24 protein-coding genes and 2 pseudogenes are annotated in these 25307 nt (G+C 61.2%); 24 read left to right on the top strand and 2 right to left on the bottom strand.

Annotated elements, in window-relative coordinates; all coding sequences use genetic code 11:
- Positions 1 to 29: 29 nt before the first annotated feature.
- Positions 30 to 1244, bottom strand: a complete 1215-nt coding sequence (locus MF270_RS17115) for an acyl-CoA dehydrogenase family protein (protein WP_238367118.1) — start codon at positions 1242 to 1244, stop codon at positions 30 to 32.
- Between the two features lie 133 nt (positions 1245 to 1377).
- Between MF270_RS17115 and MF270_RS17110 the strand changes: the two genes are divergently transcribed.
- Genes MF270_RS17110 through MF270_RS17090 form a run of 5 tightly spaced genes read left to right on the top strand, consistent with a single transcriptional unit; the run spans position 1378 to position 7579 of the window.
- Positions 1378 to 2163 carry an enoyl-CoA hydratase-related protein gene (locus MF270_RS17110; RefSeq protein ID WP_027264422.1) on the top strand — a complete coding sequence of 262 codons (786 nt, stop codon included), beginning with the start codon at positions 1378 to 1380 and terminating at the stop codon, positions 2161 to 2163.
- A gap of 21 nt (positions 2164 to 2184) precedes the next feature.
- Entirely contained in the window at positions 2185 to 3984 is a 1800-nt protein-coding gene (locus tag MF270_RS17105) for an acyclic terpene utilization AtuA family protein (RefSeq protein ID WP_027264423.1), read from the top strand.
- A gap of 12 nt (positions 3985 to 3996) precedes the next feature.
- Positions 3997 to 5466 (top strand): acetyl-CoA carboxylase biotin carboxylase subunit, encoded by a 1470-nt coding sequence (locus tag MF270_RS17100; protein ID WP_027264424.1) that lies wholly within the window; start codon positions 3997 to 3999, stop codon positions 5464 to 5466.
- The gene (locus tag MF270_RS17095) at positions 5454 to 5969 is read left to right on the top strand and encodes an acyl-CoA carboxylase biotin carboxyl carrier protein subunit (protein ID WP_027264425.1); all 516 of its coding nucleotides are present in this window, start codon (positions 5454 to 5456) and stop codon (positions 5967 to 5969) included. The genes MF270_RS17100 and MF270_RS17095 overlap by 13 nt, the downstream gene beginning before the upstream one ends.
- 2 nt (positions 5970 to 5971) lie before the next feature.
- Positions 5972 to 7579: an acyl-CoA carboxylase subunit beta gene (locus MF270_RS17090; RefSeq protein ID WP_027264426.1), complete on the top strand. Its 1608-nt coding sequence runs from the start codon at positions 5972 to 5974 to the stop codon at positions 7577 to 7579.
- A gap of 111 nt (positions 7580 to 7690) precedes the next feature.
- On the opposite strand, the gene MF270_RS17085 is transcribed toward MF270_RS17090, so the two are convergent.
- Positions 7691 to 8302, bottom strand: a complete 612-nt coding sequence (locus MF270_RS17085; RefSeq protein WP_027264427.1) for an acyltransferase — start codon at positions 8300 to 8302, stop codon at positions 7691 to 7693.
- 253 nt (positions 8303 to 8555) lie between these two features.
- Here MF270_RS17085 and MF270_RS17080 point away from each other — a divergent pair, with 253 nt between their 5' ends.
- The 19 genes and pseudogenes from MF270_RS17080 to MF270_RS16995 form a co-directional block, all read left to right on the top strand.
- A complete protein-coding gene (locus tag MF270_RS17080; RefSeq protein WP_027264428.1) occupies positions 8556 to 9740 on the top strand; it encodes a lipid-transfer protein in 1185 nt (394 codons plus the stop codon).
- Between the two features lie 24 nt (positions 9741 to 9764).
- A complete protein-coding gene (locus MF270_RS17075) occupies positions 9765 to 10595 on the top strand; it encodes an SDR family NAD(P)-dependent oxidoreductase (RefSeq protein WP_027264429.1) in 831 nt (276 codons plus the stop codon).
- Between the two features lie 180 nt (positions 10596 to 10775).
- Positions 10776 to 11405, top strand: a complete 630-nt coding sequence (locus MF270_RS17070) for a TetR/AcrR family transcriptional regulator (protein WP_036051609.1) — start codon at positions 10776 to 10778, stop codon at positions 11403 to 11405.
- Positions 11406 to 11409: 4 nt separating this feature from the next.
- Complete coding sequence (locus MF270_RS17065; RefSeq protein ID WP_027264431.1) at positions 11410 to 13008, top strand: acyl-CoA carboxylase subunit beta; 1599 nt, start codon at positions 11410 to 11412, stop codon at positions 13006 to 13008.
- Between the two features lie 9 nt (positions 13009 to 13017).
- Positions 13018 to 13812, top strand: coding sequence for a crotonase/enoyl-CoA hydratase family protein (locus MF270_RS17060; protein WP_009803479.1), 795 nt, complete (start codon positions 13018 to 13020; stop codon positions 13810 to 13812).
- Positions 13809 to 15812 carry an acetyl/propionyl/methylcrotonyl-CoA carboxylase subunit alpha gene (locus tag MF270_RS17055; protein WP_223228096.1) on the top strand — a complete coding sequence of 668 codons (2004 nt, stop codon included), beginning with the start codon at positions 13809 to 13811 and terminating at the stop codon, positions 15810 to 15812. The genes MF270_RS17060 and MF270_RS17055 overlap by 4 nt, the downstream gene beginning before the upstream one ends.
- A complete protein-coding gene (locus MF270_RS17050; protein WP_027238786.1) occupies positions 15809 to 16975 on the top strand; it encodes an acyl-CoA dehydrogenase family protein in 1167 nt (388 codons plus the stop codon). Before MF270_RS17055 ends, MF270_RS17050 begins: the two co-directional genes overlap by 4 nt.
- 48 nt (positions 16976 to 17023) lie before the next feature.
- Positions 17024 to 17590 carry a biotin transporter BioY gene (locus tag MF270_RS17045; protein WP_027238787.1) on the top strand — a complete coding sequence of 189 codons (567 nt, stop codon included), beginning with the start codon at positions 17024 to 17026 and terminating at the stop codon, positions 17588 to 17590.
- Between the two features lie 357 nt (positions 17591 to 17947).
- Complete coding sequence (locus MF270_RS17040) at positions 17948 to 19153, top strand: IS256 family transposase (protein ID WP_027238788.1); 1206 nt, start codon at positions 17948 to 17950, stop codon at positions 19151 to 19153.
- 129 nt (positions 19154 to 19282) lie between these two features.
- Positions 19283 to 19561, top strand: coding sequence for a hypothetical protein (locus MF270_RS17035; RefSeq protein WP_238367117.1), 279 nt, complete (start codon positions 19283 to 19285; stop codon positions 19559 to 19561).
- Positions 19533 to 20303 (top strand): IS110 family RNA-guided transposase, encoded by a 771-nt coding sequence (locus tag MF270_RS17030; RefSeq protein ID WP_238367131.1) that lies wholly within the window; start codon positions 19533 to 19535, stop codon positions 20301 to 20303. Before MF270_RS17035 ends, MF270_RS17030 begins: the two co-directional genes overlap by 29 nt.
- A gap of 267 nt (positions 20304 to 20570) precedes the next feature.
- Positions 20571 to 20990, top strand: a pseudogene (locus tag MF270_RS28435) (MBL fold metallo-hydrolase); the annotation flags it as partial.
- A gap of 215 nt (positions 20991 to 21205) precedes the next feature.
- Positions 21206 to 21298, top strand: a complete 93-nt coding sequence (locus tag MF270_RS28430; RefSeq protein WP_240476214.1) for a hypothetical protein — start codon at positions 21206 to 21208, stop codon at positions 21296 to 21298.
- 106 nt (positions 21299 to 21404) lie between these two features.
- Positions 21405 to 22751, top strand: a complete 1347-nt coding sequence (locus MF270_RS17020) for an ISNCY family transposase (RefSeq protein ID WP_027238789.1) — start codon at positions 21405 to 21407, stop codon at positions 22749 to 22751.
- A 16-nt stretch (positions 22752 to 22767) separates the two neighbouring features.
- Complete coding sequence (locus MF270_RS17015; protein WP_027238790.1) at positions 22768 to 23040, top strand: hypothetical protein; 273 nt, start codon at positions 22768 to 22770, stop codon at positions 23038 to 23040.
- A gap of 208 nt (positions 23041 to 23248) precedes the next feature.
- Positions 23249 to 23524 (top strand): annotated as a pseudogene (locus MF270_RS17010) (helix-turn-helix domain-containing protein); the annotation flags it as partial.
- A gap of 99 nt (positions 23525 to 23623) precedes the next feature.
- Positions 23624 to 23992 (top strand): IS66-like element accessory protein TnpA, encoded by a 369-nt coding sequence (gene tnpA, locus MF270_RS17005; RefSeq protein ID WP_027238791.1) that lies wholly within the window; start codon positions 23624 to 23626, stop codon positions 23990 to 23992.
- Positions 23989 to 24336: an IS66 family insertion sequence element accessory protein TnpB gene (tnpB, locus tag MF270_RS17000; protein ID WP_027238792.1), complete on the top strand. Its 348-nt coding sequence runs from the start codon at positions 23989 to 23991 to the stop codon at positions 24334 to 24336. Before tnpA ends, tnpB begins: the two co-directional genes overlap by 4 nt.
- Positions 24337 to 24396: 60 nt before the next feature.
- The coding region (locus MF270_RS16995) for an IS66 family transposase (protein WP_238367114.1) at positions 24397 to 25307 on the top strand (911 nt) is incomplete at its 3' end.

Raw genomic sequence — 25307 nt, 5'->3', positions numbered from 1 at the left:
GCAGTTGCTTGTTCATTGTCTCGTCCCCCTCAGGCGCGCAAAAGTTCTTCGGCAATGATGATCTTGCGGACTTCGCTTGTACCCGCGCCGATTTCCAGCAGCTTGTTGGCGCGGAACAGCCGGTTGATCTCGGTGTCCTGCATGTAGCCAGAGCCACCATGAATATGGCAGGCTTCGGTCACCGCCTTGTTGAATGCCTCGCCGGCGTAAAGACAGGCCGCCGCCGTCAGTTTGTGGATTTCGCCGCGGCCCCCGGCCCCTTTCGGCAACCCGGTACAGGCGGCCAGCGCGCGATAACCGAAGGCGCGCGCGGTTTCGACCTCGGTGTAGATCTCGGCCAGTTTCGACTGCATCATCTGGAAACTTGCAATCGGCTTGCCGAACTGTTCGCGAATCTTGGCGTATTCCAGCCCCAGTTCCAGGGCGCGTTCGGCCATGCCAACGCAGACTGAGGCAACCATAGCACGCTCCAGATCCAACCCGCTCATTACCACCGAAACGCCGGTGTTTTCCGGTCCAACCATGGCGGATGCGGGTACGCGGCAATCCTCAAACACCAGTTCTCCGGTTGGCGAGCCGCGAAAGCCCATTTTGTCAAGCTTTTGCGCCACCTTGAAACCGGGATTGTCCGTCTCGATGATGAAAGCAGAAATGCCCTTGGCGCCCTTCGACTTGTCGGTTTTGGCATAAAGCAGGATCACATCGGCAATGGGGCCGTTGGTGATGTAAATCTTCGAGCCGTTGATGACATAATCATCACCGTCGCGGCGGGCAGTTGTGGCCATGGATCCGAGCGCATCGGATCCCGCACCCGGTTCGGTCAGGCCCAAAGCACCAACCAGCTCGCCCGAGCAAAGGCCCGGCACGTATTTCTTCACATGCTCTTCGGATCCATTGCGCAGCAGGTTATTCAGGCACAGGTTGTCATGCGCCCCGTGTGAGAGGCCCACAGCCGGATTCCACTTCGAAATCACCTCGGACACCAGCGCCTGGGTGAACTCGTTCTGTCCCGATCCGCCAAGCTCTTCGGGTGCGGTAATCCCCAGCAGGCCCAGCTCGCCCATCTGCTTGAACAGATCATCGGGCCACCATTCCTCGTCATCCATACGCGCTTGCAGTGGGTGTAGCACCTCGCGCGACACCCGATCCACGTGATCGACGATCTGCCGTTGCTCATCAGTCAAAGAATAGTTCGCCCTGATGGCTTCCAGATCAGCCGAGATGGCCTCACTTTGAGCGGTCATATCGTCCTCCCGAAAAATGTTGTTTGCGTTGTTGACCAAAATCAAACACATGTTAGAAAATAGATCAAGCCAAGCTTTTGACGACCTGACGTAAGAAAGCGCGGCGTCCTGAATGCAGGGGGGAACTTCGGAAATGACTGAGAGCGTTGTTCAATCGCAGGTGCTCGGCAAAGAAGTGCGTATCACGATTCGACGTCCTGATAATCGAAATGCCCTCAACCGTGAGGTCGCAGACGGGATCATGGCCGCCATATGTGCTGCCGAGAGGGACAGCGATTGCCGCGTGATCGTTCTGACCGGCGAGGGCGAGCGCGCCTTCTGTGCCGGGGGCGACATCAAGGCGGGGGCGGATGGCGGCCCGTTTGTTCAGGATCCGGCGGACCCGGATCATTTTGCCGGAAGGTTGTTCGAGACGATACAGGCGTGCCGAAAGCCAACGATCGCGCGCATCAATGGCGTCGCGATGGGGGCGGGAGCGGGCATCATCTGTGCCTGCGATCTGGCTGTGATGGCGGATCATGCCCGCGTCGGAACGCCGGAAGTGAAGGTGGGTCTGTTTCCCATGACGATCGTGCCACCCATGATGCGCGTGCTGCCCCGGCGGAGGCTGATGGAGATGTTCATCACCGGCGTTCCTCTGACGGCCGAGGAAGCCCTGCAGTTCAATCTGGTCAACTATGTGACCGATGCCGCGGGGCTGGACGACAAGGTTGCAGAACTGGTTGCCCAGATCGCCGCGCAGTCGCCGAGCGCGATCCGGCTGGGAAAATACGCCTGTCACGCGATGGAGGATATGACCTATCCGCAGCAGATGCGGTTTGCAGAAACACTTTTACCGCGTGTGGCGCAGACCGAAGACGCGCGCGAAGGCTTTGATGCCTTCATCTCGAAGCGCAAACCTGAATGGACGGGCCGCTGATCAAACGGGGAGGAGAGGAATATGTCGGAACGCAAGCTGCGCATCGGATGCGCGTCGGGCTTCTGGGGCGATACGCCGGAAGCGATCGGTCAACTGGTCTCAAAGGGCGAGATCGACTATCTGGTGTTTGACTATCTGGCAGAGGTGACAATGTCGCTGATGGCGCGGGCCCGCGCCAAAGCGCCCGAGACGGGCTATGCGCCGGACTTCGTCAAGGCGCTGGCACCCTGGTTGCCGGATATCAAGGCAAAAGGGATCAAGGTCGTTGCCAATGCAGGGGGCGTGAACCCGCGTGGCTGCAGCGATGCGCTTGCCAAAGCCGCCGCCCAGGCCGGGATCGATCTGTCCATCGGAGTCGTGCTAGGCGATGACCTGTTGCCCAGGGCCGATGAAATTCGCAAAAACGGTCAGACGGAAATGTTCTCGGGTGTCGCATTTCCAGATGATATCTGGAGCATGAATGCCTATCTGGGTGCCCGCCCCATCGCTGCCGCGCTGGATGCCGGGGCCGACATCGTGATCACCGGACGCTGCGCCGACAGCGCGGTCGCGCTTGGTCCCCTGATGCATGAATACGGCTGGGGCGACGATGACTGGGACAAGCTCAGCCAGGGATCGCTGGCCGGCCACCTGATCGAATGCGGCCCCCAGGGAACCGGCGGCAACTTCACCGACTGGCAGGACGTGCCGGGTTGGGACAATATGGGCATGCCCATCGTCGAGGCGTCCGAAGACGGCAGTTTCATCATGACCAAGACGCCTGACACCGGCGGGCTGGTCGTGCCCGGGTCAGTCGGAGAGCAGATGCTCTATGAAATCGGGGATCCGCGCGCCTACCTGTTGCCCGACGTGATCTGCGACTGGTCCGGGGTCACCCTGGAGCAGGTCGGACCCGATCAGGTGCTGGTCAAGGGCGGCAGGGGGCTTGGGCGCACCGACAGCTACAAGGTGTCGGCGACCCATGCCGATGGCTGGCGCGCGGTCTCTACCCTGACACTGGCCGCGATTGATGCACCCGCCAAGGCCGAACGTGTGGCCGAGGCGATCCTGACCCGCTGTCGCCGGATTTTCCGCGACCGCAACATGGGCGATTTTCGGCAGGTCAGCGTCGAGGTGCTGGGGGCCGAGGCGGCCTATGGCGCAAATGCGCGCGCCCGAACCCGCGAGGTGGTGCTCAAGATCGGCGCGGTCCATGACGATCGCGCCGCGCTGAACATCTTTGCCGGCGAAATAGCACCGATGGCGATTTCGACCGCGCAGGGTCTGACCGGGTTCTTCGCCGGACGGCCCAAGGTGCAACCGGTGGTCCGCCTGTTCTCCTTCCTTCAGAGCAAGGCCGAGACCCCCGTCGCGGTCGAGGTCGACGGCAAGGATGTGCCCGTGAGCGTGGCCACTACGCCAGTCCACCTTGATCCACCTGCCGCACCGCCCGCAGATAGCCGCGAGCCCGGCCCGGACGCTGTCAAGGTCCGCCTCGTCGATCTGGCCTGGGGCCGCTCGGGCGACAAGGGGGACATCGCCAATATCGGCATCCTCGCGCGCAAGCCGGACTACCTGCCATATATCCGCTCGGCTCTCAGCGAAGAGGTGGTGAAGGACTATTTCGCCCATGTCTGCGACGGCAGGGTAGAACGGTTCGACTTGCCTGGAAGCCATTCGCTGAATTTCCTGTTGCATGAATCGCTTGGCGGTGGCGGCATCGCCTCGGTTCGCATAGACCCGCAGGGCAAAGGGTTCGCGCAGATGCTGCTTGATATCGAAATTCCCGTGCCAGCCGATCTGGCTGCACGTGACGGACTGAATGCCGCGGCCCGGAACTAAGAGGACGACACCATGACCATTTCGAAACTCCTGGTCGCCAATCGGGGCGAGATCGCGGCGCGCGTGTTGCGCACCGCCAAGGCCCGCGGGCTTGCGACGGCCGTGTTGCGTCATGTCGCCGAGCAAGAGGGGCCGGCGCATCTGATCGCAGATGAGGTCGTGATGATCGACGGCCCGACGCCCGTGGCCGCCTATCTCGATATTCCGCAGATCGTCGCGGCGGCAACAAAGATCGGCGCGGATGCGGTGCATCCCGGCTATGGCTTTCTGTCAGAGAATGCCGGTTTTGTCGCGGCGCTGGAAAAAGCCGGAGTGACCTTTGTCGGCCCGACGTCCGAGGTCATCGACCTGATGGGGGACAAGGTCCGCGCCCGCGCCTTTGTCGAGGAACACGGGTTTCCCGTCGCCCCCTCGGCGATCGAGGATGATGATCCGGCGAGCTTTGTCGAACGCGCCCGCGCCGTGGGCTATCCGCTGCTGATCAAACCCTCGGCCGGCGGTGGCGGCAAGGGCATGCGCGTTGTGCGCGAGGACAGCACGCTGGAAACCGAAATCGAAACCGCGCGCCGCGAAGGCGAACGATATTTCGGCGACGGGCGGCTTTTCGTCGAACGCTATATCGAACGCCCGCGCCATATCGAGGTGCAGGTGATGGGCGACGGACAGGGCAACGTGGTCCATTTCTGGGAACGTGAATGTTCGATCCAGCGCCGGTTCCAGAAGATTATCGAGGAAACGCCGTCACCGGCGCTGACCCCCGAGCAACGGGATGAGATCTGCGAGACCGCTGCCGGAATTGCCCGTGCCGTCAAATACCGCGGGGCAGGGACCGTTGAATTCATCTATGCGCAGGACGGGGCCTTTTATTTCCTGGAAATGAACACCCGCCTTCAGGTCGAACATCCGGTGACCGAACTGGTGACCGGCTTCGATCTGGTTGCCGAGCAGCTGCGTGTCGCGGCGGGCGACGGGCTGAGCGCCGTGCAGGCGGATATTCCCCAAACCGGACACTCGATCGAACTGCGCATCTGCGCCGAGGACGCGACGGCCGATTTCCGGCCCGCGATCGGCGATATCCTGCTGCTGGACGAACCCCAGGGCGAGGGGATCCGCGTGGACAGCGGCATTCTGGATGGCGGCAAGGTGACAACCGACTTCGACCCGATGTTGTCCAAGCTGATCGTACATGGCCCGGATCGCGCGCAGGCCATCGCCCGTGCCCGGAGCGCGGTGCAAAGCTATGTGATTCTCGGGGTAACGACCAACACTGGTTACCTGGATGCAATCCTTGCACATCCGGATTTCGCCTCTGGTGACGTTTCAACTGGCTTCCTGGCTGAACAATCCGAAACGCTGACCGCGCCGGGCGAAGATGTCTCTGACTTGCTGATAGCGGCGGCGGCCCTATCGGACGAGCGCCTGGTGAGTGACGTAATGCAGATACCGGAAATGTACCGCAAGATGGGCGGGTGGAGAAACTGATGCAACGGATTTTTCAGATCGACGGAGAAGAGACTGATTGCTGGTTGGGTCATGATGGCAGCCGGTTCGTGCTCAATACCCCCACTGGCGCTGTTACCTGCCAATTGGACCCGACGGGTCTGCCGGGCGGTTACAAGCTGCGGGCCAAGGGTGTTGTGCGCGAATTGCGACTGGCCGTGGGGCCGGAAGCAACTTTTGTGCACATGGACGGGCGAACCTACGAAGTCGGGCGGGTTGATCCCGCCGAACGCCTGGCCGGAAGCGACGGTGGCGCGAGCGACGACCGATTGGTGGCGCCCATGCCGGGTGTCGTGGTGTCGGTTGCGGTTAAACCCGGCGATGCGGTTGAAGAAGGCCAGCCGCTTCTGGTGATCGAAAGCATGAAGTTGGAAACCACACTGACGGCGCCGCGCGGCGGGGTCGTTGCCGAAATGCCATTCGCCGAAGGCGACAGTTTTGGTCTGAAAGACATCCTGGCCCAATTGGCCCCGGAGGAGGAGTGACAATGCGCAGGATTGAAAGTCAGATCGACACCAATGCCGCCGACTACAAGGCAAATTTCGCCGCCATGTCTGAACGGCTGAAGGAATTCCACGCCCGCCAGCACGCGGCGCGTTTCGAACGTCCGCAACGCGATATCGACCGCCTTGCCCGCCAGAACAAACTGGGCGTGCGCGAGCGGTTGAAACTGCTGCTGGACCCCGGCACTCCGTTTTTGGAGTTTTCCACACTTGCCGCCTGTCGCGAATACGATGGCACCGTGCCTGGCGCCGCTGTGGTGACGGGCATCGGTATTGTGCAGGGTCGCGAGGTCGCCATCCACGCCAACGACGCTAGCGTCAAGGGCGGGGCTTGGTATCCACATACGGTCAAAAAGGTCGTGCGTCTTCTGGATGTCGCGCTGGAAAACCGCCTGCCGGTCATCCATATCTGCGACAGCGCGGGCGGTTTCCTGCCGCTGCAGCACGGGGTGTTTCCCGACCGGTATCTGGGCGGGCGGGTGTTCCGCAACCAGGTCAAGCTGAGCCAGGCCAATATCCCGCAGATTGCCGTGGTCGGCGGACACTGCACGGCTGGCGGTGCCTATGTGCCGACGCTGAGCGACTACAACATCATCATCGAAGGCACAGGCGCGATTTTCCTTGGCGGTCCCCCGCTGGTCAAGGCGGCCACCGGCGAAGAGGTCGGTGTTCAGGAACTTGGTGGGGCGGTTATGCATACCTCGGTTTCGGGAACCGGCGACTACCGAGCCGCCACTGAACAGCACGCCTTTTCACTGGCGCGCGAGATTGTCAGCCAATGGAAGCGCACCCCGAAAACGATCATCGAAACCGCCGCTTTTGAAGAGCCATACTACGACCCCAAGGAGCTTTATGGGATCATCCCCAAGGACCGGAAAACCCAGTTTGATATGCGCGAGGTTCTGGCGCGGATCGTCGATGGCTCGCGCTTTCACGAATACCAGCCCGACTATGGCACCACGATGGTTTGCGGCTTTGCCCATATCTGGGGTTACAAGGTTGGCATCCTTGCCAACAACGGGGTGTTGTTCAACGACAGCTCGCTGAAGGCGGCGCATTTCATGCAGCTTTGCAATCAGAACCGCACACCTCTGGTCTTCTTTCAGAACATCACTGGCTATATGGTGGGCCGCGAATACGAAGAACGCGGCATCGCCAAGGACGGTGCCAAGATGCTGATGGCGCAGGGCGGTTCGGTCGTGCCGAAGTTCACAGTGATCGCCAATGCCTCGTACGGGGCAGGCAATTACGGCATGTGCGGGCGGGCCTGGGATGCGCGCACGCTGTTTATGTGGCCGCAAGCCGAGATCGGCGTGATGGGGGCGGATCAGGCCGCTAATACCATGGCGGACGTCAAGATTCGGCAGCTTCAGCGCGAAGGCAAAGAGCTGACCGAAGAAGAAATCGCCGCGATCCGCGAACCGGTGCTGGAAAAATACAAGCGCGATGTCGAAGCCTATACCTCCACCTCGGAACTGTGGGATGACGGCATCCTCGATCCGGCGGACACACGCAACGCGCTTGGCATGTCGATTTCTGCCTCGCTCAATGCACCGATCGACGATCCGCACTACGGGATCTTCCGTCTGTAAAGGCTTGAGGGACGGCACACCGGGTCGGGGAGTGCCGTTCCGCGTCAAGGCGCTTCCATCTGGCGCTTTCGGAATCTGAAGTAGTCCTGACCGGTCCGGTTCCCGGACAGGTCAGGACGATGTCCGCCGCGCCTCCTGAATGGAGACGACGTCAGAGGCCGCCATGCCGGGCCGGTCTGCCTCGACCGCCTTCAGCGGTTCGACCGGCGTCAATCCGGCCAGACAGTCGCGCGCAAGTTGCTGGTATTCCGCGGTGCCGCGCGTTTTCCACGCGACTTCTTTCTCGCTGACCTCGCGGATCACCTTTGCCGGCGATCCCACCACCATCGAACGCGGCGGAATCACGGTTTCGCCACGCACAAACGCCTGCGCGCCGACAATCGATTCCGCCCCAAGCTCTACACCATCCATAATGACGGAATTCATTCCGACCAGAGCGTTCCGGCCCACTGTGCAACCGTGCAGGATCGCGCCATGGCCGATGTGGCCGTCGCTTTCCACCACGGCGTCGCGGCCGGGAAAGGAATGGATGATGCAATTGTCCTGAACATTGGCTCCATCCCCGATCACGATCCTGCCGAAATCGCCCCGCAAGCTTGCTCCGGGGCCGATGTAGCATCCATGACCCAAGATGACATTTCCGATCAGAACGGCCTGGGGGTGGACATATGTATCCTCGGGCACGACGGGTATAAAACCCTTGAACTCATAACAGTATGCCATTCCGACCACCTTTCGTAAGCTGAGTGCTAAACGCTTGTCAGCGGTTGCGCCGGGACCAGAATCCCTCAATTGTGCCGCCGATCAGGGCGTGTGGCCCGAAAACAAACACAAGTTAGAAAATAGCGCAAGCTCCCTACGTCACAGCTTGGCAATATTGACACTTCCCAAGGTTGGGATTTAAAATCTAACAAATGGTAGAAAATAGGCTGGCGGACCGATTAGGGTGGCCTGACCGAACTTGGGAGAGAGAGAAATGACAGACAAAGCCTATGTTGCAGGCGTTGGGATGGTCCCGTTCCAGAAGCCGGGAAAATCCGAAAGCTACGATGTGATGGCGACCGCTGCGACCCGGTCCGCTCTGGCAGACGCAGGGTTGGATTATGATAAAGTCCAACAGGCCTATGTTGGCTATGTCTATGGCGACAGCACCTGCGGTCAGCGCGCCCTGTACCATGTCGGAATGACAGGCATCCCGGTTCTGAATGTGAACAACAACTGCTCGACCGGATCGTCCGCCCTGTTCCTGGCCAGGCAGGCAGTTGAAAGCGGCGCGGTCGAATGTGCTCTGGCACTTGGGTTCGAACAGATGCAGCCCGGCGCAATCGGTGCGATGTTCCATGACCGGGTCAGCCCGTTTGCGGCATTCGACAGAGAAACCGACGAACTGGTTGGCAGTGCCGAGATCCCGCTGGCGCTGCGGTACTTCGGCGGTGCGGGCAAGGCGCATATGGACGAGTTCGGCACCCCCCTGGAAACCTTCGCAAAAATCCGCGCCAAGGCCAGCCGACATGCTGCGAAGAATCCGGTTGCCCTGTTCCGGCAGGAGGTGACGGCGGAAGACGTCATGGCCGCCCAGGTCGTCTGGCCCGGCGTCATGACCAAGCTCATGGCCTGTCCGCCAACCTGTGGCGCGGCCGCCGCGATCATTTGTTCCAAGGAATTCGCCGACAAGCACGGACTGGACAGTTCGGTTCGGATCGCGGCGCAGGCCATGACGACGGACGGCCCGGAAACTTTCGAAGCCCATGACATGCGCGAAGTGGTCGGCTTTTCGATGGCCAAGCGCGCCGCCGATCAGGTTTACGAGGACGCGGGCATCGGGCCCGAGGACGTGGATGTGGTCGAACTGCACGACTGTTTCGCCCACAACGAGCTTATCACCTATGAGGCGCTTGGCCTTTGCAGTCGCGGCGAAGCGGCGAAATTCGTTGATGATGGCGACAACACCTACGGCGGAAAATACGTGACCAACCCGTCGGGCGGTCTTTTGTCCAAAGGCCATCCGCTTGGGGCGACCGGCCTAGCGCAATGTACCGAGCTCGTTCAGCAGCTTCGCGGCCAGGCAGATGCGCGCCAGGTTGATGGCGCACGTCTGGCGCTTCAGCACAATCTGGGCCTCGGCGGGGCCTGCGTCACCACGCTTTATGAAAAAGCCTGATAGCGCCTTTCGGGAGGAATCAATATGACTGGAAAACTCGACGGGCGCGTGGCGCTGGTCTCGGGCTCGGGCCGGGGCATTGGCCGCGAAATCGCTCTCAAACTGGCCTCGGAAGGGGCCCGGCTGGTGATCAACGATCTGGACGCCGATCCGGCCAATGAAACCGCCGAGGCGGTGCGCGCAATGGGTGCTGAGGCCGTGGTCTGTGCCGGCAGCGTTACCGAAGACGGTTTTGCCGAACGGTTCATCAAGACCGGCGTGGACAGCTTTGGCGGGTTAGACATCATCGTGAACAACGCAGGCTACACTTGGGATAGCGTCGTTCAGAAGATGTCCGACGAACAGTGGCAGGCGATCATCGACGTCCACCTGACGGCACCTTTCAAGATCCTGCGCGCTGCCCAGCCGGTGATCAGCGCCAAGGCCAAGGAAGAGGCCGCCGCCGGGCAAGAGGTGTTCCGCAAGGTAGTCAACATCTCGTCCATCGCAGGGACCGGCGGCAATGCTGGCCAGATCAACTATTCCGCCGCCAAGGCCGGTATCCTAGGGGTCACCCGGACGATGGCCAAGGAATGGGGCCGCTACAAGGTCAACGTCAACGCCGTCGCCTTCGGCCCGATCCGCACCCGCCTGACCGAAGGCAGCGCGGATGGCGACAGCACGATCAAGGTCGAAGAAAAAGAGATCAAGGTCGGCGTGAACCCCGATCTCCTGTCCCAGATGGAGCGCATGATCCCGCTGGGCCGGGTCGGCACTCCGGAAGAAGCTGCCGGTGCCGTCTATCTGTTCTGTGCGCCGGAATCGAACTTCATTTCAGGCCAGCACGTCATCTGCGGTGGCGGTTTCGTGATCTAAGGCATTTGCCCGGACCCGATGACGGGGTCCGGGCAAGCACATTAATGTCTGGACGGCCTCTTGGCGGTCGCCAATGCGGAATTTTCCGCAAACTCTAGTCTGGCACGATCACGACGATTGACTCACTTGCGTTGTTAACCTAACAGGCGTTAGTTAGGCGTTGGAGCGATACGAAGGTCTATGGCACAGAACACGGCAATCAAAGCCAACGAGACATCGCGCAGCGCGGTTGGACGGGACGGGGTGCTGGACATTGCCGCGCGGCTTTTCCGCGAACAAGGCTACGGGTCCGTTTCGCTCCGAAAAATTGCCGAGGCCGCCGGGATCAAGGCGGGTAGCATATACTATCATTTCGGTTCCAAGGACGAGATCGTCGCGGCCGTTCTTGATGCAGGGATTCGAGTCGTTCACGCGAGCATGAGAGACGCCATCACCGACCTGCGGGCCGATACCGACGGCGAAACGGTACTGCGCGCCGCGATCCGGGCGCATCTGCGCGCGCTTCTTGATGTGAGCGATTATACATCGGCGAATGTGCGTATTTTCGGGCAGGTGCCGCAATCCGTCCGGGATGCCAACTTGCCCACGCGAAGGGCCTATGAGGCAGAGTGGGACAGTCTTCTGTCCCAGCTTAAGAAAGATGGCACGCTGAAGCAAGACGTCGATATCCGTCGCCTGCGCCTGATGCTGATCGGTACATTGAACGCCACGCTCGATTGGTTCGACCCGGACCGCGGTAGCGCCGATGCGTTGTCACGCACCTATGCCGATGTGTTCCTCAACGGGATACTCCAAAGACAGGATACCTGACTACATGGCACGTCTTGAAACAGCGGTGCTGACCGCATCAGAGACCTACACCCGCAACCACGCCGCACAAAGCGAGCGCGTCGAAACGCTGCGTGCGCGGATCGCCGAAGCAACGGCTGGCGGCCGCCCCGACATGGTCGCGCGGCATCGCAAGCGCGGCAAGCTGCTGGTCCGCGAACGGATCGACCTGCTGGTGGATCCGGGCACTGCATTTCTTGAGTTGTCGTCGCTTGCCGCCTACGGTCAATATGGAGGCGAGGTGCCCGGTGCGGGGATCGTGACCGGTATCGGGATCGTCCACGGGCTGCCCTGCGTTGTGATCGCCAACGATGCGACAGTGAAGGGTGGTTCCTTCTATCACGAAACCGTGCAGAAACACATCCGCGCCCAGGAAATCGCAGCCGAGAACCGGCTGCCCTGCCTCTATCTGGTGGATTGCGGCGGTGCCTATCTGCCAGAGCAGGACAGGGTCTTCCCCGATGCCCGGCATTTCGGCAATTCCTTTTATCGCCAGACCAACATGTCGGCGAGCGGTCTGCCGCAGATCTCGGCGGTCTTTGGAGGCTGCACGGCCGGTGGGGCCTATATCCCGGCCCTGTCGGACGAGGTCATCATGGTGCGCGGCAACGCGCGCATCCATCTGGGCGGGCCGTCGATCGTCAAGGTGGCGATCAACGAAGAGGTCGATGGCGAAACGCTGGGCGGGGCCGAGATGCATTCGCGTGTTTCGGGGGTGTCCGACCATCTGGCCGAGGACGAGTACCACGCATTGGCACTCATGCGCGACATCGTGGCCGAGCTGGGCCAGTCGCGCGCGATGCAGCCCGACAAGGTACCACAGCCGCCCGCGCATGATCCCCAGGAACTGCTTGGCGTCATCAGCGCCGATCGCAAACAGCCCTATGACATGCGCGAGGTTCTGCTGCGCATGATCGACGCCGGCGAATTCCGCGAATTCAAGCCCGGATGGGGTGAGACGCTGGTCTGTGGCACAGCGTGCATCCATGGATACCGGGTTGGCATTCTGGCCAACAACGGTGCGCTTTTGTCCGCAAGTTCGCTGAAGGGCGCGCAATTCGTGTCGATGTGCGATCAACGCAACATCCCGCTTTTGTTCCTGCACAACATCTCGGGCTTCATGGTTGGCACCGACGCTGAACGCGGCGGCATAGCCAAGGACAGCGCCAAGCTGGTCTATGCCATGTCGGTGGCCAAGGTGCCGCGCCTGTCGGTGCTGCTGGGTGGCTCTTACGGGGCGGGCAACTACGGCATGTGCGGACGTGGCTTCGCCCCGAATTTTCTCTTTGCCTGGCCCACTGCGGAACTGGCCACCATGTCTGCCGACATCGCCACAAATGTGATGCTGGAACTGCGCCGCCAGAAAGGGGGCGACCCGGGCAAGATGGAGGCCGACATGAAGCTGATCGAGGAGCAGGTTCGGGCCCAGTACGGTGAACAGTCCGATCCCTATTATGCCACCTCGCGGCTTTGGGATGACGGGCTGATCGAACCCGCGCAAACCCGCGATATCCTTGGCCTGTGCCTGGCCATCGTGACATCGGTGCCCGAAGCCGGTCGCCATACGCCTGTATTCAGAATGTGAGGCTTCAAGTTGACCAATACCTACAACACGATCCTTGTCGAAACCGATGCGCGCGGCGTCGCCACGCTGACGCTCAACCGCCCCGACAAACACAATGCGCTGAATGGCGAATTGATCGCAGAGCTATACGATGCCGCCGAAAAGCTGGCTGCAGATGACGATGTGCGTATTGTGGTCCTGACCGGCGCGGGCAAGAGCTTCTGCGCGGGCGGCGATTTCAACTGGTTCGCCTCTAATGTCGAGAAAACCCGTAGTGAAAGGGTCGCACAAAGCGCCACGCTGGCGCGGCTGTTGCGCCGTCTTGACACGCTGCCCAAACCCTTGATCGGGAGGATCAACGGCCCGGCTTACGGTGGCGGTGTCGGCATGATCTCCGTCTGCGACTACACCATCGGCGCCGAAGGCGCGCGCTTCGGTCTGACCGAGGTCAAACTGGGCCTTCTGCCCGCGAATATATCGCCTTACGTGGTGGCCCGCATCGGCAAGGTGCATTCGCGTGAGACCATGCTGTCGGGGGCGTTGTTCGACACCGCCCGCGCCGAGCGGATCGGTCTGTTGACCGAGGTTGTCGCGCCGGGCGACCTGGACGCCACGGTGAACCGGGTGGTGCATGATCACCTTCAGGCCGCGCCGGGTGCGGTGGCCGATACCAAGGCGCTGATCGCCTATGTCGCGTCCCACGATCTGGAGACCAACATGATCTACACCGCCGACCGGCTGGCCGATGCGTGGGAGACGGAGGAAGGTATCGAAGGCATCAACAGTTTCATCAACAAGGGCGTTCCGTCATGGCGGGTGAAATGAGCTTCACCCGCGTTCTGATCGCCAACCGGGGCGAGATTGCCCGGCGCATCCAGCGCGGGTGCCGCAAACTGGGGCTGGAAAGCGTAGCGGTGTTTTCGGACGCGGACCGCGACGCGCCCTTCGTGGCCGAGGCCGATCATGCCGTCTGCATCGGCGGGGCCGCCCCGTCGGACAGCTATTTGAACGTCGCGGCCATCCTTGAGGCCGCGCGGGCGACGGGCGCGGATGCGGTACACCCGGGCTATGGTTTTCTGTCTGAGAATGCCGGTTTCGCGGCGGCGGTCGAGGCGGCGGGCCTTGTGTTCATCGGGCCGGAACCCGACGCTATCGCGCGGATGGGCTCCAAGATCGAGGCCAAGGCTGCCGCCGAAGCCGCAGGCGTGCCCGTCCTGCCCGGCTATCGCGGCGAGGATCAGTCCGACGCGCGCCTGCTGCAAGAGGCCGAGGCGCTTGGCACCCCCTTTCTGGTCAAGGCCAGCGCCGGCGGCGGCGGACGCGGGATGCGGCTGGTCTCCGATCTGGGCGACGCACCCGACGCGATTGCATCTGCCCGGGCCGAAGCGCAGAGCGCCTTCGACGATCCGGCGGTGTTCCTCGAACGCTATGCACCCCGTGCCCGCCACGTCGAAGTGCAGGTTCTGGGCGACACTCACGGCACCGTGCTGCATCTGGGCGACCGCGATTGTTCGCTGCAACGCAACCACCAAAAGCTGATCGAAGAAGCCCCCGCCGCCGATCTTCCCGAGGCTGTGCGCGACCGCATGCGTGCGGCAGCGGTGCGGTTGGCGCAGGCGATCGGCTATCGCTCCGCCGGGACGGTGGAATACCTCTATGACCCCGGGCGCGGTGAATACTACTTTCTGGAAATGAATACCCGGTTGCAGGTGGAACACCCCGTGACCGAGGCGATCACCGGCATCGATCTGGTCGAATGGCAGTTGCGCATCGCGCGGGGCGAGCCGCTGGCGCTGACGCAAGGCGATGTGCAGTTTGACGGGCACGCCATTGAAATCCGCATCGCCGCCGAAAACCCGGCCGAGAATTTCCGCCCCGAAACGGGCGAGATCAGCCTTTGGGCTCCGCCCGCCGGCGTGCGGCTCGATACCGGGGTCGAGGCAGGCTCGGTCGTCAGCCACCATTACGATTCGATGATTGCCAAGCTGATCGTCCACGCGCCGGACCGGGCCGGTGCGATCCGTCAGGCGGTTGTCGCAATGGATGCCTTTGCAGTCGGTGGCGTCGGTCTGAACCTGGCCTATCAGCGCGCGTTGCTGACACACCCGGATTTTGCGGCGTTCCGGCACCATACCTCGGGCCTGCCCGAGATGTTCCCAGGCGGCTGGAGTGAACCGTCCGCTGATCCCCGGGACATGGCCCTTGCCGCGATGGCGCTGTATCTGCATCTCGCCCCGGCGGGCGCGTCGCCCTGGGAAAGCCTGGGGTCATGGCGGCTCACGGCACCTGCGGGGTGGCCCGGTGCAGCATCCTATTGGGAGACGACCAAAGACGACCCGATCCGCGTAAACGGCTCCGGGTCTGTGTTGACAGCCGTACAGCCGGACGGCCAGACCATCACGGTCGAGAGTGCCGCTTTAACCGAATGCCGTCTGAGCGGACGCATCGACGGGGTTCCGTTTTCGCGCATCACTTACGTCGTGCGCGCGCCGGGTCACTGGCGAGTGCACCTGCAAACCCCTGCCGGAATGACCGCGACAGACCTGCGCACGCTGGAAGACCAGCATCTGCAACGTGCCACCGGTGGATCTGGCGGCGCTGACCTGTTGTCCGCACCCATGCCCGGCGCCGTTGCCGAGGTGCGCGTCGCACTCGGCGACCGCGTCAAAGCCGGTGACACGCTGGTGGTGCTTGAGGCCATGAAGCTGTTGCAAAGCCTGCCCGCGCCGGTCGCGGGCGTGGTGACGGAAATCTATTGTGCACCGGCCGACACGGTTGCCGGGCACGCCCCACTTATCAAACTCGATCCAGAGGAAAACACATGACCAAACAAGACAACATCACCGCGGCCTCCGGCCTGTTCAACGAAGACCTCCAGATGATCCGCAACCAGCTGCGCCGGTTCATCGAAACCGAGGTGACCGCCAAGGCCGAGCCCTGGGAAGAGGAGGGCAAGGTACCCCGCGACGTGCTGCGCCGGATGGGTGATCTCGGCGTGCTGGGGATGCGCTATGACGAACAGTATGGCGGCGCGGGGCTGGACGTGATGTCCAGCGTGGTTTTGGCCGAAGAGGTCGGGCGATCCACTTTCGGCGGGTTCTCGGCCACGGTTCTGGTCCACACCGACATGGCCTCGCCGCATCTGGAAAACGCCGGCACGCCCGAACAGAAGGCGCGCTGGATGCCGTCGATCGTCTCGGGCGAAATGATCACCGCCGTTGCTGTGACCGAACCGGGCGCGGGCTCGGACGTGGCGGGCATGCGCTCCCGCGCGGTGCGGGACGGGTCGGATTGGGTGCTGAACGGCACCAAGATGTTCATCACCAACGGCGTGCATGGCGATCTCTACATTGTCGGTGCCAAGACCGATCCCGATGCCAAGGGGTCGCGCGGGATCACCATATTTGCGGTCGAAAAAGGCACGCCGGGCTTTTCGGTCGGACGGGCGTTGAACAAGACCGGCTGGCTGTGCTCGGACACTGCCGAACTGATCTTCGAAGATGTCCGCATCCCGGCCGAAAACGTCTTGGGCGAGGTCAACCGCGGTTTCTATTCGGTAATGAAGAACTTCCAGAACGAACGCATTGTGCTGGGTGCGATGGCCTGTGCCGAAGCGCAAACCGCGCTGGACATGACCGTGGATTATGTCAAGCAGCGCAGGGCCTTTGGCGGCGTTCTGTGGGACAAGCAGGCCGTGCGCCAACGGCTGGCCGACTGTCAGACGCGGATCGCTGCAGGACGTCAGCTGGTCTATCACGCCGCCGGTCTGGATGCCGCGGGCGGTGACTGCGTTAAAGAGGTCTCGATGGTCAAAGCCTATTGCGGCGAACTGGTGAACAGCGTGCTTTATGACTGCGTCCAGTTTCACGGCGGCATGGGTTATATGCGCGAAACACCGGTGGAACGCATGTCACGCGATGCCCGTGTGCAGGCCATCGGCGGCGGGGCGAGCGAAGTCATGTTGGAAGAAGTCGCCAAGCGCATGTGAGCTTACTATCCCAAAAAGTAACAATCTACAGAAACAAGGACGAAAAAGATGAATCTGGAAACCAGTCAAAGCCAAACACTCGCAAAACTTATCCAAGAGATCTCGATAATACTCGTCGGCACAATTCTTCTGACACTATCCGCCAAAATCGTGGTGCCGTTCTACCCCGTACCTATGTCTACACAGACCCTGGTTGTCTTGGGTCTGGGTCTTTTCCTGGGGCCGGTGCGTAGTAGTCTTGTTGTTGTGACATACCTTTTCGAAGGTCTGCTTGGCCTGCCGGTCTTCGCAGGCACGCCTCCGGCGCCGGCCGGACTGGCGTATATTGCGGGTCCCACAGGCGGATACCTGGTAGGCTTCGCACTTGCAGCGGCGGCTGCTGGATGGATTGTTCAAGCACTGGAAGGACTTCGGCCTGCCTTCAGGGCATCTGTCGCGGTCCTTTTTGGGTCGATACTGATGTATTGCGCCGGGCTAGTCTGGTTGGGTAGCTTTATCGGCTATGGCGAAAATTTGCTGAGCGCAGGACTTTACCCGTTCCTTCTTGGGGATCTGACAAAAGCGGCGATCGCTGTGGCTCTGTATACAGGCTTCCAAAATTGGGGCCGTGATTGACTGCCGGGCTTCTCTGCATTGTTCCAGCGCCGGTGAAACACGGCGCTGGACGCCAGACCCAGCCTTTTATCGCTATACAAAAGCAAAAGACGGCGTCGCGTCTTCCGGGTTTTGCACTGTCAAAAGGTTTTTGAATTCAATGACACAAAAGCATGTTTTTCACAGAGCCGGAACCGCCTCGCGCGCAATGTATACAGGTGGCAGAGGGCATCCAGAGGATTGTCGCGAACAATCCGGTAGTGTCCGCGCACGTGGTGTAATTTCAGCGCCGTCGACGGTGTAATCCCGGGTGGTCACCGAGGTGTATGATCGAGGTGGAGTTTGGCGACTTCAACCACGGTTCACACGGAGACCCCGATGACCAAGACCAACATGGACATGTCCGAGCTTCTGGCCAAGCATGACCAGGGCGATTTCCTTCGCACCATCGCCGAGGCGGTGCTGCAACTGATCATGGAGGCCGATGTTGACGGCCCGATCGGCGCAGGGCGACACGAACGCAGCGGTGAACGCACGACATGGAGAAACGGGTATCGAGAGCGCGCGCTCGATACCCGTTTGGGCACACTGAACTTGCGGGTGCCGAAGCTGCGGCAGGGCAGCTATTTCCCGGGCTTCCTCGAGGCCCGCAAGACCTCGGAGCAAGCGCTGGTGGCCGTCATCCAAGAGGCGTGGATCGGGGGCGTCTCGACCCGCCGCGTGGACGAGCTGGTGCAGGCCATGGGCCTCTCCGGCATCTCGAAGAGCACGGTGTCGAAGCTCTGCAAGGACATCGACGAGCGCGTTGGCGAGTTACTGAACCGGCCGCTCGCCGGCGACTGGCCCTACGTCTGGCTCGACGCGACTTACCTGAAGGTCCGCCAAGGCGGGCGCATCGTGCCGGTCGCGGCCATAATCTCCGTCGCCGCGAACACTGAAGGCCGCCGCGAGATCATCGGCCTGGGTATCGGTCCCTCTGAGGCCGAGACCTTCTGGACCGAGTTCCTGAGGTCCCTGAAGGCCCGGGGCCTCGGCGGAGTCAGGCTGGTGATCAGCGATGCGCACACTGGCTTGAGGACTGCGATCTCGCGGGTGTTCGAAGCCACCTGGCAGAGGTACCGCGTTCACTGGATGCGCAATGCTCTCGCCCATGTGTCGAAGGGTCAGCATACCGTCGTCGCCGCCGTGATCCGCCAGGCATTCGATCAACCCGACCGCACCCATGCTGGCGAGATCTGGCACAAGGTCGCGGAACAGCTGCGCACCCGCTGGCCCAAGCTCGCCGACCTCATGGACGCCAGCGAGCATGACGTGCTCGCCTACATGTCCTTCCCCCGGCAGCATCGGACGAAGCTTCACAGCACGAACCCGATCGAGCGCCTGAACAAGGAAGTGAAGCGCCGTGCCGATGTCGTCGGGATCTTTCCGAACGAGGCCTCCATCATGCGCCTGATCGGAGCCGTCCTGTTCGAAGCCAACGACGACTGGCAGACCTCGAGCCGCTACATGATGGTCGAGGCTTTCGCCCAAATCGACAAGGAGGAGATGGACCCCATTCTCAGCATAACCACGAAAGCCGCCTGATCATGCCCTCAGGCCATCCGGGAAATTACACCATTTAGCGTAATCGCCAGACCGGTCTACCTCATATCGTATCGAGAGAAACACCGGACGCTTTGGCAGCTGCTGAAGCCAGGAAACGGAGGATTTGGAATGGGTGTATTTGCAGCGTTGGATGTGTCGCAGGACGAGACAGCGATTTGCGTGGTTGACGGGGACGGCATGATCCTGGGCGAAGCGAAGGTGCCGACGTGCCCCGACGCCATCGTCCGTTGGCTGCGTGACCGGTTCGACAACCTTGAACGGATCGGGATGGAAACCGGTCCGCTTGCTGTCTGGCTCTGGAACGCCTTGACTGAACGGGACCTCCCGATCGTTTGCCTGGATGCACGGCGTGCTGAAGATGATGCCGAACAAGACGGACCGGCATGATGCCCGAGGGCTTGCCCAGATTGTACGAACGGGCTGGTTCAAGGCCGTGCAGATCAAGAGCCACGATGCCTATGTCAACCGGGCCATGTTAACGGCGCGCGAAGCGCTCGTCGGCATGCGCGTTCGGCTGGAGAACGAGATTCGCGGGCTCCTGAGGACGTTCGGCGTGATGTTCGGCAAACGGGTGGGCGGGTTCAAGCGTCGCGCCGAGGAAATTCTCGACAAGGAATTGTCGGTCGCGCCCGAACTCGTTCCTGTCTTCGCGGCCCTCATGCAGGCAAGGCGAGACATCATTGCCCAGATCGCGGCTTTGGACAGCCGCATCCGGGCCGTTGCCAAGACCCACGAGACCGTTCGTCTCTTGATGACGGCTCCGGGTGTCGGGGCCATCACGGCAATGGCGGTGGTCGCGGCCTTCGATGATGCCTCACGCTTCCGAAAATCCTCTAGCGTAGGGGCCTATCTGGGACTGACACCGAGGCGATACGAATCCGGTGAAATCAGCCGGAACGGCTGCGTTTCGAAGTGGGGAGACACATTTACGCGAAAATGCCTGTACGAGGCAGCAAACGCGATCTTCTGCCGTGCCATAGGAGGCCACCGTCTCCGTGACTGGGCCAAGGCGATTGCCGGGAGAACTGGCCCGCGGAAAGCCAAGGTGGCGCTCGCGAGGAAGCTCGCAGTCATCCTGCATGTCATGTGGACCACCAACACGCCCTACCAGGAGGCAATACCCTCGTGACAGAGCCGCTGAAACCGGCGCTGTTCCATCGCGTGTAGACATGCGTCCAGCCGGGACGCGCGGCGAGGAAGAGATCGCTCCATCAACTGCGGTGCCGACCGCGCACACCATTTCGATCCTTCCAACCCTGAACGCAAATATGCGGCCCCACGCGGTGACCGCGGAGAGAATCTCAGAGCCCGGCGCGCAGGACTAAACGCAGACCGATCAGCACTTGACCAAGGCGATTAGAGAAACTTGACGGACGTGACCAACAATCCCGGAGAGATGACCTATCATGGTACGAATACCTATATCGTCGATACATCCGAGGGCCGGTTCATTATCGACTCCGGTCGGGTGGAAGACAGCCTTCATCTCGACGCGATTATCGACAGTTTGGGACCCAATCCAGCCGGTATTCTCGTCACTCATCACCATTCTGATCACTTCGGCGCAGCCCCGATATTGCGCGAGCGAACCGGTCTGCCCGTTTATGTGTCGCAGGCATTTCCGGACGACGCCTTTCAACCTGACGCGTTCCTAGAGGACGGCGAGGTAATCGCTGGTCTTACCGTCCTGCACACACCGGGCCATGTCAGCGATCACCTTTGCTTTGCGCGACCGGACAGGGTTTTGTTTACAGGCGATCATATCATGAGTTGGAACAGCTCAATCGTGAGCCCGCCCGACGGCAACATGCATGATTACTGTGCTCACCTTAAGCGTCTGATAGAACGTGATGACAAGATTTGCCTGCCGGGACACGGTCCGGTTCTCCCGCATCCGCAACCCTATGCAAAAAAGCTGCTCGCCAACCGGATGCGTCGGGAAGCGGAGATCCTTGAACACCTGGCGGACACCCCTGATACAGTCAAAAACACTGCCGCTTTGTTTACAAGAAATCCGATCCGCATATTGCGATGGCCGCCGAACGAAATGTTGCGGCACATCTTGAAAAGCTTCTCTCAGAATCGCGAGTGGCACAGGATGGAAATATCTTGAAAGTTACTTAACATAACTACTATTACCGGATGAATGTGTTTAGCCGCAAAGCTAAAATGTAACCCATGAGCAATTCAGGAATGTCACTCTCCGTTCATATACTGAGGGAGAATGGGCATGGGATGGGTGATGATGAGCGAGCGCGAGTTGAACCGCGTTGAGGTTTTGGCACAGGTCGATGACTGTCGGTTGAGCGTCGACAATGCGGCGAACATGCTGGCACTGACGCGTCGGCAGATCTTCCGGCTGTTGAAGCTGTATCGTCAGGATGGCGCGGCGGCGATCCGTCACAAGGCACGTGGCAAACCCCCGAACAATCGCATCCACAAAGCCAAACGGGATTACGCGCTGTCGCTGATCAAAGAGAACTATCCCGACTTTGGGCCGACCCTGGCAGCGGAGATGCTGGCCGAGCATCATGGGTTCAAGGTGTCGCGCGAGACGGTTCGCAAGTGGATGCAGGAAGACGGTCTTTGGCTTTCGCGCAAACAGCGTCGTACATTTCATCAGCCGAGATTGCGCAGAGAATGCTTTGGCGAGCTCATACAAATTGACGGCTCCGATCACCGCTGGTTCGAGGATCGGGGCGGTCCCTGCACCCTGCTCGTGTTCATCGACGATGCCACCAGCACGTTGATGGACCTGCGGTTTGTCAAATCCGAGAGCACCTTCAGTTACTTCGAAGCGCTTGAGAGCTACCTGCATACCCATGGGAGGCCGGTTGCATTTTACAGTGGCAAGCACACGGTGTTTCGCGTGGCCAAGGAAGACGCCAAGGGCGGCGCGCGGATCACCCAGTTCGGGCGCGCTTTGAGTGAGCTGAACATTGAGATTTTGTGCGCCAACTCAAGCCAGGCGAAGGGCCGCGTGGAACGCGCCAACCGCACGCTTCAGGACCGGCTTGTCAAAGAGCTGAGACTGGCAGGTGTTTCGAATATGGAGGCCGGAAACGCCTTTCGGGAAGGCTTCAAGGCCCGCTTCAACGCCAAGTTTGCCAAGGCCCCGGCCAAACCGGACAACCTGCACCGGGCGCTGAATGTGGAACCGGATCGTTTGGCGGAAGTGCTGTGCTGGCGTGAGAACCGATACGTCGGAAAGCAGCTTACATTTTCCTATGACCGCAAGCGGATCATGCTCGAGGAAAGCGAGATCACACGCGGCCTGGTCGGCAAGTATGTAGACACCTACGCCTTCGTGGATGGCCGGTTTGAGGTGCGCTGGAAAGGCCGTTCCCTGCCCTACAAAATCTTCGACATGGATCAGCGCGTGACCCATGCGGCTATCACCAGCAACAAACGCCTGAGCGCTGTCCTCGAACACATCAAAGAGATGCAGGAGGCCGCCCCACCCAAGCCCAAGGTGCGGACCAATTCAGAGAAGATGGGTTATAAACCGAATGGCCGGAGACCAGGTCGACCGTCAGGGTCGCGGGCCAAGAAGAAGATTGTGCACGTGGCTGAATAGGCCCAAGAATGCAGGCATGACTGCCGACGACGATCCAGAAATCATCTTCTCCGATTACACGCAATCCGTCGTCATCGACGGGCATCATTTCGATGTTGAGATCTACCGGACCAGCATCGATCCCGGCTGGATCCTGTCCGTGGAGAACCAGTTCGGCACGTTGACGGTTTCCGATAACCCGCCCTTTTTCGGTGATGGCCTCGCCTGGCGCGCCTTTGAAGAGATCCTGCGCGAAGACGGCATCAAAGCATTCTACAATAAGAAAGAGCGGCGAAAGCTCGGTTTATGACCTGAGCCCCGCAAGGCTTTTCTGCCCTCCGATATTTGGGGTCTACGGGCTGCTAAGCCTTGCTTACGTCACGCCTCTTGGTGACGTTTCTGTTTTGCGCAGCCGGTGACATTTCTGGATGGTTGCAACAAGCTCTGTGTAGCGGGGCACATTCTAAACTGGGTTGCGAAATTTCCCCTATCTTGCTGGAAAGCAAGGAGAATGAAAGATGGTCCATACAGAGCTAAACCTGCGTGAACGGCGCACGATTGAAGATATGTTGAATGCTAAGATACCTGTACGAGAGATAGCAGCGCAGATCGGCAGGCATGTTTCGACGATTCATCGTGACATCAAGCGCAACGGCTATGCCGACGAAGACCTGCCGGAATTGAACGGATACTATGGTGTTGTTGCTCAACGCGCTGCGGTTCAAAGGCGTGCGCGCCGTCGCAAATTGGTGCGCCTTGTCGGCCTGCGAAAGGCTGTGATCAAACAGCTCAAAGGTAACCACCTGATTGACACCGTCTGCCTGACGGCGGGGTTCTGAGCTAAGACACGTGCATAACGACGTCCTTAACGACGTGTCTTATTCGGAGGAGCCATGCTGGGCGAGGTTCTGGGCGTTGAGCGGCGCCGGCGGTGGAGCGAAGACGAGAAGCTCGAGATCCTGTCGGAGGTCGGCGTCGGCGGTGCGTCGGTGACGCAGATCGCGCAGCGCCACGAGATCACGCGCTCCCAGATCTACGGCTGGCGGCGCGATATGAAGAAGAAGGGCCTATGGTCGCGGGATCGCGGGGCCGTTTTCTTGCCGGTGGATTTCAGCGGGGCTCAGGCGCCGGGAAGCGCATCCGCGCCGTCACGGTCTGGCCCTGTCGAACTGCGGCTGAGCAACGGCCGCTGCCTGAGGTTCGACAGCGGCATGGATGGAGAGGTGCTGACCCGATTGATCCGGGCGGTGGAAGCGGCATGATCGGACCGGGAACGGGGGTTCGGGTCTACTTGGCCTGCGCGCCCACCGACATGCGCAAGGGGATCGCCGGTTTGGCCGCGCTCGCCCAGGACGTTCTGCGCCAAAACCCGGCGAGCGGCGCGGTCTTCGCGTTCCGTGGGCGCCGGGGAGACCGGCTGAAGCTTCTCTACTGGGATGGTCAGGGGTTCTGCCTCTACTACAAGGTCCTGGAGCGAGGCCGCTTCCCGTGGCCCGCCGCCGGAGACGGCGCCGTGAGGCTGACCTCGGCGCAGCTGGCGATGCTCTGGGAAGGCATCGACTGGCGCCGTCCGGACTGGGGTGCGCCTCCGGCCCGGGTGAGCTGATACTTCTCTCAACCCCCTTGTTTTACTGGTTATGGACCGCACGGGATGGTAAGGTCCCGCATGTCCGAAGCCGCCTCCCTTCCGCCTGACGATCCTGCCAAGTTGCGCGCAATGATCGCCGCGCTCGAGGCCGAGAACGCGGCCATGCGGGCGGAGACGACACGGCTTACGGCCGTCCTGAAGGCGCACGAAGCCCTCGTCCAGGCGCTCCAGATCCGGATCGCCAAGCTCCAGCGCCAGAAGTTCGGTGCAAGCTCGGAGAAGATCGAACGCGAGATCGAACAACTCGAGCTGGCCCTCGAGGCGCTGGAGGTCGCGGCTTCCGCCGCCCGGGAGCCCGAGGAGGAGCCGAAGGCAGAGCCCGCAGTCGCGGAACCTTCTTCCATGCGGCGAAAACCGAAGGTCTCGGAGGCAACGCCCCGCGAGCGCATCGTGCTCGACCCCGGTGATGCCTGCCCCGACTGCGGGGGCGAACTGCGGCTCGTCGGTGAAGACATGAGCGAGATCCTCGAGCTGATCAGCGCGCGGCTGAAGGTGATCGAGACGGCGCGCCCGAAGAAGTCCTGCCGACGATGCGAGAAGATCACCCAGACCCCGGCGCCTTCGCGGCCGATCCCGCGCAGCATGGCGGGACCCGGTCTACTGGCGCACATCCTCGTCTCCAAGTTCGACGACCATCTGCCCCTGTATCGACAGAACGAGATCTTCGCTCGCATGGGGGCGGAGATCCCGGCCTCGACGCTCGTCGACTGGTGCGGCCAGGGCGTGCGGGTGCTCGATCGGGCCAGGCGGCTCGAAGGCCTGGGCAAGGGCGTGAAGGAGGGCCGGATCTGGACCTACCTCCGGGATGACCGGCCCTGGGGCGGGACTGCGCCGCCCGGCATCGCCTACTTCGTCGCCCCTGAACATCACGCAGCTGCGGCTCTGATGCCGCATTTCGGCCGCGGTAGAGCGATGATCGCACCGATCGC

The organism is Mesobacterium pallidum (genome assembly GCF_019966535.1).
Classification (GTDB): domain Bacteria; phylum Pseudomonadota; class Alphaproteobacteria; order Rhodobacterales; family Rhodobacteraceae; genus Mesobacterium; species Mesobacterium pallidum.
This window is presented reverse-complemented; position numbering and strand designations above follow the sequence as displayed.